The sequence below is a fragment of the Clostridium sp. AF34-13 genome (assembly GCF_003477845.1).
GTDB classification, from domain to species: Bacteria; Bacillota; Clostridia; order Lachnospirales; family Lachnospiraceae; genus Butyribacter; species Butyribacter intestini.
The window spans coordinates 230,615-243,599 of the sequence record NZ_QUEB01000003.1 but is presented as its reverse complement, the minus strand read 5'-3'; the positions used below and the strand labels follow the sequence as shown (position 1 = coordinate 243,599).

Genomic DNA, 12,985 nt, shown 5'->3' with positions numbered 1-12,985 from the left:
CACATGAGACTTGAAAGAGAAGAACAGTATAGGAAAGGCGAAGAAGCAGGAGAGGCCCGTGGGATTGAAATTGGAGAAGCCCGTGGAGAAGCCCGTGGGATTGAAATAGGAGAAGCTCGTGGAGAAAACCGTGGAAGATGTGAGGGATTAAAAAATCAGATAAGAAAGAAACTGGCAAAAGGAAAAACAATTCTACAGATAGCAGATGAAGTAGAAGAAACAGAGGAAAAGGTGATTGAGCTGATAAAAGAAATTGAGACGGAGCAGGTGTAGGAGGGAGGATAAATCAAGCCGTATTCGCAATTCTACGAAGTTCATTTATTGGAATATGATTTGACATTCTGTGTTAAAAAGCAAATAAATACCAATAATATAAACATAATTATAATAATCAAAATAACTCAAAACGCTTCAAAATTGGTAACAGTTCAGCCTTTCATTTATTACATTCATAAACCTGCAAAGCAGCAAGCTGTCAGTTGCTGCTTTGCAGCTTTTTGTTTATTTACGCGAAAGCAAAGTGAGGATGGAACAAATAAATTTGTTCCATCTGAGCGTGCTCGAGAGGGATTTGCCATCATTTCAGAAATGAAAGGCTATTCTACCATAAAAATGTACTTAACAATACAATGAACAAGCTCATTGTATTGCCAATTACATTTTTATGGCTGAACTGTTACCGAAATTATAAAATTAAAAAAAATCAATGTATAAAATTGCTAAATTTGCAGGTATAAAAAATATTAACACTGTGTTAATATTTTGTTCAAATGTTAAAGGCAGTTTGATGGGTGCAATAAAGACCGATGATTTCTGCTTTAAGCAAAAGTAAATTAACAATTTATTACCCATAGAGATGGGAGAAGGAGGATTTCTTAATGAGATTAAAAAAAGGAATGAGAAAAGCCCTTTCTTTAGCTCTTTCAACAGCACTCATTATTACAAGTGCAAACATTGGGAGTACAAAAAGTAAGGCAGCAGAAGCGGATGATACGACACATTCATATGTCGCAACAGTAAAAGATAACAAATTAACAAGTGTAACTCTTGATGGAAAAGATGTTACAAAAGAACAGAAAATATTTAATAATGGTACAGATGATAATGGTAAGTTTTATGTAACAGATAAAGAAAGTGCAAAAACAGTACATGGACTTGGAATTGATTTTTCTGAAGTTGTTTCTAGCACAAAGGGTTATAAAACACCAACTATCACATTAGCAGGTACAGGAGATTGCAATCAGTACTATTATGGCGGAAGTGTTGTTACTAAGTTTAATGGAACAGACAGTGATACTTGTGGTTCTTGGAATTATGTAGGAGATGGTGACTCATCAAAGGTTATCGCAGATGCAATAAAAGATAGCGGAAGTAAATTCCTTTTAAATATTAAAGATGAAGCTAGTGAGGATTGGACAAATATTAATTATACTGTTACAGTAGAGTATTATGACAGTTCAGCAAAACCAACTATTGATATGTCAAATGTCAAAGATGAGATTACTATTCATCGTGGAGAGACAATTAAGATTTCTGCACCTGTAACAAAACCAAATTCAACAAGAACTATTGAATTTGACGGATGGGCATATGACAAAACATATACTGCTATCAAAGGTGTAAAGGCTTGGTTTGATGATGAGACAGATGAGTTCTATATATCAGCAAGTGATGATGCAGATATGAATGCAGATACACCTAAGATTTATATGGGAACAAAAACAGATATTGATGGAACTACATATAAATTATCAGGTGGGAAAGATTGTACTCTCGTTGTTAAAGAAGCTTTAGCAACACCGACACCAACAGCAGAAGTTTCATCAGCACCTGCAGTGTCAACAAAGCCTTCAACAGCCCCAACAAATGGAGCAACAACAGCCCCAACAAATGGAGCAACAACAGCCCCAACAAATGGAGCAACAACAGCCCCAACAAGCGGAGCAACAAATACACCGGCACCTGTAACATCAAATACACCAGCACCAACAAGCGATGCAACACCAGCTCCGACAGAAGCTCCTAAGGGAAATATGGATAAATTTAATGTTGCATTTAACTATGTAGCAGATGACAAATGGGGCGAGCAGTCATGGGGAGACAAGTCAGTTGATGTAACTGGTGATGGAAAATATGAAATCAGCTACACTGCTCAGTCTGATACAACTGACATCTTTATGATGATTCTTTCAACAGACCTTTACAAAGGTTCATTAAACAAAGACTTTAAGCTTGTTCCTACAACTGTTTCTGTTGGAAAGACAGATTACAAAGTAAATGCGAAAGGCGGATGGTGCTTCTCAGACCAGGAAGAAACAAACGCTTACAGATACAACATTGTAAATCCATATAACGGACCTATTGGTTCAGATGGTGTAACATATGTTGACCCTGCCGTAACATCTATTGATGGACTTGGAACAGTACCTGTAAAGAAAGGAGATACAATCAAGGTATCATTTACTGTATCAGGAATGAAGAGCAGCACTAGTGCAAAATCAAAAGCTAAAGTAACAGTTTCTAAGAAAACAGTAACAGTAGCAGCAGGAAAGTCAACAACAGTTTCTTATAAAGCACTTAATAAGGCAGGAAAAGCAGTTAAGGCATCAGCTAAGACTTCTAATAAGAAACTTGCAACAGTAAAAGTAACAAGCAGCAAGAAAATTAAGATTTCAGTACCTAAGAAAGCAACAAAGGGTTCTTCAGCTAAGATTACACTTACAAGTGCAGGAAAGAAAGCAACTATCACAGTTAAGGTTGCAAACCCTGTTAAGAGTGCAAAAGCAGCTAAGAAAACAGTAAAGATTAAGAAGGGCAAGAAAGCAAAAATAACAGTTAAGGTTACAGCTCAGAATAAGAAGAAAGCAACAACAGATAAATTAACAGCTAAATCTTCTAAGTCAAAGATTGCTAAGATTACAGGCAAGAAAGTTTCTAAGGGTAAAGTAACAGTAACAGTTAAGGGTGCTAAGAAAGGTACTTCAAAACTTACAATCAAGATTGGTAAGAAATCAGTTAAGGTAACAGTTAAAGTAAAATAATTGCCATAATATAATAAAATTTTCCAAAGCATAATTTTTGAAATAAAAAGCAGAGGCGAATGTAAAAATTCGTCTCTGTTTTTCTTTGATTATAGCAAAATTAAGGCGGAATTATTATGATTTTTAAAAAATTCTATTCCAAATATTGTCAAAAATTAGCCTTAACTATAATGTTGATAATATGGGAAAAATCACTGAAAAAACTCTTGTATTTTATGTAGAAATATCTAATAAATATACAAAGTGCACAAAAAAAGCTGGAATTATTATGCATTTTTACTGTTTATTTGAAAATGTTATTCTGTTACTATGTTAGATGTAACGAAACGGCTTATAGGGTTGAGTGCGGACTACAACTTTATCGTTTCAAAAATTATGCAACCCTATATATGATAGGGAGAAGGAGGATATGTTAATGAGATTAACAAAGGGAACAAAAAAAGCTCTTTCCTTAGCACTTTCAACAGCGTTAGTATTGACAGGTGCAAATGTAGGTACATTAAAGGCAGATGCAGCTAAAGTTAATAACAAAGATGGTGTTAAATTAACACTTACAGGTAAAACTTTAACTGAAAAATACGCTACTGTTAAAGAGGATGGAACAGTTAAAGTTACAACAACTTTTGCAGATGCAGCTACAGCAGGTGCTCTTAAAGGAGCAAACTTTGGTGAAACAAAGACAGCTACTGATGTAAAATATGTTGATGACTGTGATTTCTCTTTAAAGATTGTTAAAGTTGAAGTTGCTGAGAAGAATGTATTAGCAAAGAATGTAACTGGAGATTACAATAATTCAGATTTATATGAAGTTAATACAACAGATAAATCTTTCAAAGATTTTGTGGCAGAAAAAGGCGATGAGATTACATTTACATACAAGGTAACCGGTCTTGAGGATTATGAGGATACTTTAGATGCACTTAAGAAAGAGAATGAAGCACTTGCAGCATCAAAGGCAGCCCTTGAGAAAAACAATGCTTCACTCGTAGCATCAAAAGCAGCCCTTGAGAAAGACAATGCTTCACTCGTAGCATCAAAAGCAGCCCTTGAAAAAGACAACAAGTCACTTGCAGCATCAAAGGCAGCTCTTGAGACAGAGAACAAAGCACTTGCAGCATCAAACTCAGCACTTGCAGCATCAAAAGCAGCTCTTGAGGATCAGCTTAAGAATACACCTGCACCAACAGAGACACCGGCACCGGTTGCTAAAGGTCAGATGGGTAACTTCAATGTTTCATTCGACTATGTTGGTGATGATACTTGGGGCGAGCAGTCTTGGGGTGACAAGAGTGTCAATGTAACAAAAGATGGTGATTACTCTATCGAATACACAGCAACAAGTGATTCAAAAGGAATCTACTTAATGATGCTTGACACAGACCTTTATTATGGAAGTCTTGCAGACAACTTTGCATTCACAGTTAAGAATGTAAAGATTGGTGACAAGACATACGCTATAGATAACAAAGGATGCTGGGGATTTGCAGATCAGACAGTTTCAAAGAACTACAGATTCAACATCGTAAATCCATGGAATGGTCTCTTTGACAAGACTGGTGTTAACTGGCAGGATGAAAAAGTTACAACTATTGATAAGTTAAACAAAGCTCCTGTTAAAGCTAATGATAAAATTGTAGTAAACTTCAATGTAACAACAAAGAAAGCTTCTTCAACAGTATCTATCAAGGCTGCTAAGTCTAAGGTTTCGGTTGCTCCATCTAAGTCTGCAACAGTTAAGTACACAGTTAAGGGTACATCAACAGTTAAGGCTACAAGCAACAACAAGGCTGTAACAGTTAAGGTAAACAAATCTAAGAAGAATGTTACAATCACAGCTAAGAAGACAGCAGTTATGGGCAAGACAGCTACAATCACACTTAAGGCTGGTTCTAAGAAGTCTACTATTAAAGTAACTGTTGCTAAGACAGCAAATGTTAAGAAGAAAAAGATAGCAAAATACACAGTTGCACTTGCAAAGGTAACTAAGAAAGTTAAGGCTAAGAAGATTAAAGTCTCTGTAAAGAACAAGAAAGTTGCAAAAGTCACAGTTAAAAAGACTGCAAAAGGACAGGTAACATTCCAGGTTAAGGGACTTAAGAAAGGTAAGACAACTGCTACACTTAAATATGGTAAGAAGTCCGCAAAAGTCAGCGTAGTAGTTAAATAATATTTAATAAGTTTGAATTCCCACAATTAAGGAAAACAAATCGAAAGAGCTTTCAGGGAGGGCACACCAATAGGTGTGCTCTCTTTGTGTTATGAACAGATAAAGAGTAGATTGAAGATGTCCGATTGAGTATGCAACAGGTGTTTATAAATGCCGTATATATTAAAAAACATGTATAATATATCTAAAAGTCAGGATATAAATATTAACAAAAATATAATAAAATATGAACATAATAATAACAGTTCAGCTATAAAAATATATTGCAATATTTGAGTTTGCCAATTCTATTGCTATATTTATGACAAAACTGTTACTTATAAAAGGTATAAAATGAATTAAAATTATGTGAGAGGAGAATTATATGAGAAAAACAACTAAAAAATTATTAGCTGCTGCATTGTCAACTGCTATGGTTGTTGCATCGTTTACAGGTGTAGGTGCAGTGAATGGTGCAAAGCCGGCAAGTGCTGCAATAAGTTCAGTCTGGAAAGAAGACGGTTATCACGCTTATCTTTATTATCAGACAAAGACATGGGATTACAGAGATCCGCTTAAAACAGGAAAAGAGTATTCTTATGTGCAGGCCGGTGGTCAGGATGTGACAGAGAAAGCAGAGATTACGGATGTTCTTTTAAAAGAAGGTGACGGAGAGTACACTGTTAAGATTTCAGGTGTTGACCTTACAGGAGCAGATGCGTTTAACATGATGGGAATTTCGACAGATATTCCTCTTAAATCAGCAGACAGCATAAAAGTCACAGATGCAACATTAAAAATTGATGGTAATGAGGTAGAGGGAGCAGCAGGAGTAGAACTTCCACATACAAAATCATATGAGGCAAACGGTTATAGTGTATTCAGTTATACAGGTTATGACGGATGGAATCTTTCAAGCACTATTCCTTTCAAACAGGGCAAACTTACAACAATGCCTAAATCCGATATTGAGATTTCATTTAAGATAACAGGTGTTCCTAAGTTTACAAAGACATATGGAAAAAAGGCTGGAGCTACATTTACAAGCGGAAATTATACATATAAGGTAACAACTGCCGCTACAGAAGATACAAATGGCAAAGTTGCAATTACAAAGCTTTCTACAAAGGGAAAGAAAGCAAAGACACTATCAGTTCCAAATACAGTTAAGGCATCAGGCGCGACATATACGGTATCTGCTGTTAATGCAAATGTTTTCAAAGCAGCAAAAGCAACATCTGTTACACTTGGAAAAGGTGTGACAAAGATTGCATCTTCAGCATTTGCAAATTGCAAGAAACTTACAAAACTTGTGGTAAACGGTAAATTATCGTCTGTTGCAAAGAATGCATTTAAAGGTTGTACTAAAAAGATTAGCATTTCAGGAAGTTCAGTTGATGCAAATGCTAAAAAGATTAAGGCAGCCGGTGCTAAGAGCATTAAAAAGGTTTATACACCTATTTTTGCCACAAAATATGCTACAAGTGGACTTGTGAGCGGAAAAGCTGGAACTGTTGCAATTACTGCTGAAAATGTTAAGAGTGTGACAAAGGTTACTGCTTCAAGTGCAGATGAAAAAATAATCAAAATTAAGAATGAGAAGACATCAGGTCTTACATATTCTGCTGAGATATTTGGTGTAGCTGCCGGAAGTGCAAAGGTTACATTTAAGATTGCATATAAGAGAATTGATGGAAAAACAGCAACAAAGACTATTACAAAAGATGTAACAGTTGCAGATGGCGGTTTTTACGGACAGCTTGAGGATAAAGATATTACACTCCGCGTGAAACTGCCGGAGACTTCAACAAATGTCGGTGAAGAGAGAACCGTTTCGATAAAGGGCGGGACTTCAGCAAACATGACTGTTAAAGACAACGGTACTGTTCGTAAAGATGTTTCTACACAGTGGCTCATTGAAAATGAGATGGGGGAGGGTGTAAACCTCGGAAATACTCTTGAAGCTACTTTAGGAACTTATGCTGACAAGGTTGCTGCTACAGATGCTACAGTATTTGAGCAGGCATGGGGGCAGCCTATTACAACAGAAGCTTATATCCAGTCACTCCGTTCATATGGCTTTAATACTATCCGTATTCCTGTAGCATGGTCAAACATGGATTCAGAGGATGGAACATATACTATCAATGAAAAATACCTCGGTCGTGTAGAAGAAGTTGTAAACTACGCATTAAACTGTGGTATGTATGTAATTGTCAACGATCATTGGGATTCTCAGTGGTGGGGACAGTTTGGTGCGTGCAAGGAAGATGCTGACGGAAAAAAAACTGCCGATGAGACAAAACGTGCAGAAGCATGGAAGAGATATAGTAGATATTGGACACAGATTTGTGACAGATTTAAGGATTATTCAGATCATCTCATTTTTGAAGGTGCAAACGAGGAACTTGGTGACAGATTAAACGACGCAATCTATGAAAGTGGTTATTGTGTACCAAAAGATGACAATGATACAAAGGCTATCTCAGGAAACCTTACAGAGGATGAGAGATACGAAATGGCAAATAAGATTAACCAGAAATTTGTAGACATTGTCCGCAGTACAGGCGGAAACAACGCATACAGACATCTCCTTATCGCAGGTTATGATACAAACATTGACAAGACTTGTGATGACAAATTTAAGATGCCAACAGATACAGCAGAAAATGGAACTACTAAACTCAGCGTTTCAGTTCATTACTATACACCATGGGATTTCTGTGGAGACGGTGGCAGCGGTATCTATACACAGAAAGACAAAGAAGCAACAGAAACATACTTCACAAAGATGGATAAATTCTACAATGCAGGATACGGAATCATCATGGGTGAGTTCAGTGTTTGCAATCCAAAGCAGGAGGGTGTTGCACAGTGGTTAAATGATACAATGACTATTGCAGCTAAACATCATATTTTACCTGTACTTTGGGAGACAAATCAGTACATGGATAAAGACAACTGTAAGATGAGATACAATGACATTGCCGTACTCTACAATACAATCACAGGTTCAACAGGTGATACAAGTTCAAAGATAAATACAAACGGAACAACAACAGACGGTTCAATCGCAGATTATCTTGAAACAACAAATGTAAATAACCTCAAAGCAGGCTTTGAATGGACAGGAAAGTGGTACAAGAACGGCGGTGGAAACCTCGTAGGAGATGATATATACACAACAGAAGAAGGTGGAACAAAGGTAACAAAAGGTTCTGTTGAAGCATTTGTACCTGAGTCATCATCAAAATCATCAATTGACGGAGATACAACAGAGCTTGGCTTTAATGACTGGGGCTATCAGGCATTCTTAAAGATTGATTTATCTAAGTATAAGAAGCCGGTTGTTGCATTCAACTTCTTAGATATATCAGATACAGAGGACTTTGTCGAAACAGTGACTATTGGAACATCAGACAAAGTTGGCGGAAGCGGAAAGAATACATATGACCTTAAGTATTCAGAATTCCATGGAAAAGGAATAGTGCTTAATGATACATTGTTAAAAGCACTTGAAACAGAGCCATACCTCTATATAACATTTGCAGGAAAACCTGCAGTGACAGGAATTACTGTTTACGAGGGTTAAAATCTTAACAGATAGTGTAAATAGAATATTTTGTATAGTGTATCACTGACTTTTAGTTAAATAAGCATTAAAACAAGCCGAATACAGAATAAAGTATCTGCGTTCGGCTTGTTTATTTATTTCTTAAAACCGGTTATGCTGATTATTTTCCACAGTTCTTTTTATCAATCTGCTGATTAAAAGCATAAAAGTTTCGACAGTCAAGGTTTTCCTGAGTGCGTCTGAGACATTCGCCAAATCTCTGGAAATGAACAATTTCTCTTTCTCTGAGGAAACGGATAGGTTCTGCAACTTCAGGGTCTTTTACTATACGAAGAATATTATCATAAGTCAGGCGGGCCTTCTGCTCTGGTGCGACCTCGTAAGAACAACATAGCTGGAAACCCTTGAAAATACGCCATTTTGCGTAGGACAAGCCTTTTCCTGCTACGATTGCATAAGAACAAAAACATAGAAAAATGAAGATGAAGCAAGCTATCCTACATAGTTCCAATGGTTTCAGCAACTAAGACGTTCAACAATGAGCGTCTATTTTTTTACCCAAAATGAAAGGAGAATCAAACATTATGAAAAAGATTATGAAGCGATTGCTTACAGGTGTACTTACCCTTGCAACCGTATTTACTGCATTACCTGTCACACAGGTTCATGCTGCGGATTCCGTCTATACTACTACGGACGGTAAAGCAGGAACAATCGTCAAGATTGACAATGGCGGTTCAGAGGTTTCCAGCTTTGAAGAAAGCATAATGAACGCTGACGGGCAGATTGCCTACTGTATTGATATAAACACAAATTTCCAATCGGGATATAAGAATCGTATCAATGCAACGGAGCGAATGAGCGACGACCAAATATCTGATGTGGCGTTGAATCTGGAATACGTCAAACAGTATGCAGAAAAGCACAGTCTTTCCAGCAAACAAGTCTATCTGTTGGAACAATGTGTTGTCTGGCGAAGATTGAGCGTTCACTTAGGCTGGGGGTACAACAATGTACGAGCTGCCTATGATGAAGTGTCAGAGAAAATCCAGTCAGAAATCTATGAGAACGCAAAGGCTTTCGCTAAAGAAAATAAAGACCGTTACGATTGCGGTGGTTACATCTATGTTGGTGAAGGACAGGACTTAGGACAGTTCTGGGCGAAGTTAGCTGTCGGTGATGGCAAGATTCAGAAATCGTCCAGTAATACAGCGATTACAAAATCTAATGACTGCTATTCTTTATCTGGTGCGACTTATGGTGTCTATTCTGATAAAGGCTGCACGAAATCAGTTGCCACACTTATGACAGATGGCAACGGGAATACGGATACGGTGGAGTTGAGAGCTTCTACATACTATGTAAAAGAAATCGAAGCTCCAAAAGGATTCCAGTTAGATAACAACGTCTATACCCTTACGGTAAAGGCTGGTGAAACTTCCACATTGAAAGTCAGCGATACACCAAAAGTCACAGACACTTTGGTTGAGCTTTTCAAGATTGATATGGAAACAGGAAAAGCAACCGCACAGGGTAACGCTTCTTTAGAGGGTGCGGAGTTCGTCTGGAAGTATTATGACGGTTATTACACAAAAGATAATCTTCCATCAGAACCAACACGCACATGGACGACAAAGACAAAAGCGGAAAAAGGCAGCGATAACACTATCCACTATATCACAAGATTGGCAGATTCCTATAAGGTATCTGGTGACAGCTTCTATACACAAAACGGTACTATCTGTTTACCGCTTGGTACTATCACTGTAGAAGAAAAAGCTGCTCCAAACGGTTACTTGTTAGATGGTGCTTATATGCAAGCCGCTGGAAGTTCTGAACAGATAAAAGGCGTATATGTGGCACAGATTACAGAAGATGGCGAACTTGCAGCATTAAGCGGCAGCAACCAGTATTCCGTATCGGACAAGATTATCCGTGGAGGTGTGAGAATCCAAAAGCGTGACCTTGAAACAAAAGACACAAAACCACAAGGCGGTGCAACATTGAAAGATACTGCCTTTGAAATCATTTCCTTAAATGATAATGCGGTATTGGTAGATGGCAAATTATACAACAAAAATGAAACAGTCAAGACAATCCATACAGGCGTTGACGGTATCGCTACGACTGCCGCAGATACTTTACCTTATGGAAAATACCGCTTAGAAGAAAGCAACGCCCCAGAGGGATATTTGACGGACGGTGCAAAACCGATTGAGTTTGAAATCACAGAGAATGGAAAAATCGTTGACTTAACTGACGAAGCACATTCCATCTACAATCAGATTAAACGTGGTGACTTGGAGGGTGTGAAAATCGGTGACGGTACTCATAAGCGACTTGCGAATGTTCCGTTCAGGATCACAAGCAAGACCACAGGCGAAAGCCACATCATTGTGACGGACGCAAACGGTCAGTTCTCTACCGCTGCTGACTGGGTATCTCATACACAGAACACCAACGCTGGCGAAAACAGTGAGGACGGTATCTGGTTCGGTACTTCCACACCAGACGACAGCAAAGGTGCGTTGCTCTACGATACCTATACAATCGAGGAATTACGCTGTGATTCCAACAAAGGAATGACACTGATTCCTGCTTTTGATGTGATAGTTTCAAGAAATAAGACTGTCATTCATTTGGGTACATTGACAGATGATTATGAACCAGAAATCTCTATCCATACTACCGCTGCTGATAAGGCAACAGGCGAAAAATCAATTGTCGCTGGTAAAAGCGTGACTATCGTTGATACCGTCACTTTAGACGGACTTACAAAAGGTACGAAGTATCAACTAAAAGGCTGGCAGATGGTGAAGTCTGAAAACGCACAGCTTCTTATTGATGGTGAGCCTGTGGAAAGTGATTACACTTTCACTGCAAAAAAATCAGAGATGGAAGTTGAGGTTTCTTATACATTCAATGCTTCTGCTCTTGGTGGTAAAGATCTTGTAACTTTTGAGGAATTGTACGATTTATCCAATCCAGACGAGCCTATCAAGATGGCAGAACATAAGGACATTGAGGACGACGGGCAGACTGTGAGAATCGAGGAAAGAATCATCACCATTCATACCACAGCTACCGACAAGGCAACAGGTGAAAAGATGATTGTTGCTGGTAAAGAGGTGACTGTCATTGATACGGTCACTTTAGATGGCTTGGAAAAAGGAACAAAATATCAGCTTAAAGGTTGGGAAATGGTGAAATCTGAAAATGCAGAGCTTCTTGTGGGTGGTGAGCGTGTGGAAAATGACCTTGCTTTCACCGCTACGGACACGAAGATGGAAGTTCAGATTACATTTACATTCAATGCCAGCGAGCTTGCAGGCAAGGAGCTTGTGACATTTGAGGAATTGTACGATTTATCCAATCCAGACGAGCCTACAAAGGTAGCAGAACATAAGGACATTGAGGACGACGGACAGACTGTGACAATCACAGAGCGTATCATTACCATGCATACAACCGCTACCGACAAGGCAACAGGGAAAAAGACAATCGAAGCTGGTAAAGATGTGACTATCGTTGATACCGTCACTTTAGACGGACTTGAAAAAGGTGTGAAATATCAGCTCAAAGGCTGGGAAATGGTGAAGTCTGAAAATGCAGAGCTTATCATAAATGGTAAACGTGTAGAAAATGACCTTACTTTCACCGCTACCGATACGAAGATGGAAGTTCAGATTGCATTTACATTCAATGCCAGTGAGCTTGCAGGAAAAGAGCTTGTCACATTTGAGGAATTATATGACGTGACAAATCCAGACGATCCTATCAAAGTAGCTGAACATAAGGACATCAAGGATAAGGGGCAGACGGTGACAGTCAAAGAAAAACCAGAATCCCCTGCCACATCAGAAGAACCCAGCACACCAACAAGAACAGGCAATTCACCAAAGACAGGTGACAATACACCATTTGCCGCATTGTTCGCTATGATGGGGATTTCCGCTGCTGGTCTTATTTTTGCAGGATATAAGAGATTTCGCAAAGTAAAGAAAGTTAAATAATACGGGAGGTCACAGTATATGAAAACTTCCCGTTCACCGCCCACCATAAAGAAGTCAGTCTGTAACTGACAGCTTAACCAAATTCTGCTTGATTATCATTTATCTTTCTGAATGGGGATTGTCAAGGGTGCTTCAAGCACAACGCTTGCCCTTGATGATTCACAGGCAGACAGATACTATCCAGACAGCAGAATGACACTATCAATCATTA

4 protein-coding genes and 2 pseudogenes are annotated in these 12,985 nt (G+C 38.3%); 5 read left to right on the top strand and 1 reads right to left on the bottom strand.

Annotation, left to right across the window (positions count from 1 at the left end):
- The 4 genes and pseudogenes from DWZ63_RS15630 to DWZ63_RS04395 all read left to right on the top strand — a co-directional run.
- A pseudogene (locus DWZ63_RS15630) lies at positions 1 to 273 on the top strand (hypothetical protein); the annotation flags it as partial.
- A 605-nt stretch (positions 274 to 878) separates the two neighbouring features.
- Complete coding sequence (locus tag DWZ63_RS04405) at positions 879 to 3,041, top strand: hypothetical protein (RefSeq protein ID WP_118498843.1); 2,163 nt, start codon at positions 879 to 881, stop codon at positions 3,039 to 3,041.
- Between the two features lie 415 nt (positions 3,042 to 3,456).
- Entirely contained in the window at positions 3,457 to 5,208 is a 1,752-nt protein-coding gene (locus tag DWZ63_RS04400; protein ID WP_118498841.1) for a hypothetical protein, read from the top strand.
- 364 nt (positions 5,209 to 5,572) lie between these two features.
- Positions 5,573 to 8,779, top strand: coding sequence for a cellulase family glycosylhydrolase (locus DWZ63_RS04395; protein WP_055945379.1), 3,207 nt, complete (start codon positions 5,573 to 5,575; stop codon positions 8,777 to 8,779).
- Positions 8,780 to 8,921: 142 nt separating this feature from the next.
- On the opposite strand, the pseudogene DWZ63_RS15930 reads toward DWZ63_RS04395, so the two are convergent.
- A pseudogene (locus DWZ63_RS15930) lies at positions 8,922 to 9,143 on the bottom strand (manganese catalase family protein); the annotation flags it as partial.
- Between the two features lie 202 nt (positions 9,144 to 9,345).
- On the opposite strand from DWZ63_RS15930, the gene DWZ63_RS04385 reads away from it, so the two are divergent.
- Entirely contained in the window at positions 9,346 to 12,774 is a 3,429-nt protein-coding gene (locus DWZ63_RS04385; RefSeq protein WP_118498837.1) for a VaFE repeat-containing surface-anchored protein, read from the top strand.
- Positions 12,775 to 12,985 lie beyond the last annotated feature (211 nt).

What these genes read in the sequence shown, in the direction of transcription:
- DWZ63_RS04405 (WP_118498843.1), top strand. Translation starts at nt 879, where the DNA reads ATGAGATTAAAAAAAGGAATGAGAAAAGCCCTTTCTTTAGCTCTTTCA.
- DWZ63_RS04400 (WP_118498841.1), top strand. Translation starts at nt 3,457, where the DNA reads ATGAGATTAACAAAGGGAACAAAAAAAGCTCTTTCCTTAGCACTTTCA.
- DWZ63_RS04395 (WP_055945379.1), top strand. Translation starts at nt 5,573, where the DNA reads ATGAGAAAAACAACTAAAAAATTATTAGCTGCTGCATTGTCAACTGCT.
- DWZ63_RS04385 (WP_118498837.1), top strand. Translation starts at nt 9,346, where the DNA reads ATGAAAAAGATTATGAAGCGATTGCTTACAGGTGTACTTACCCTTGCA.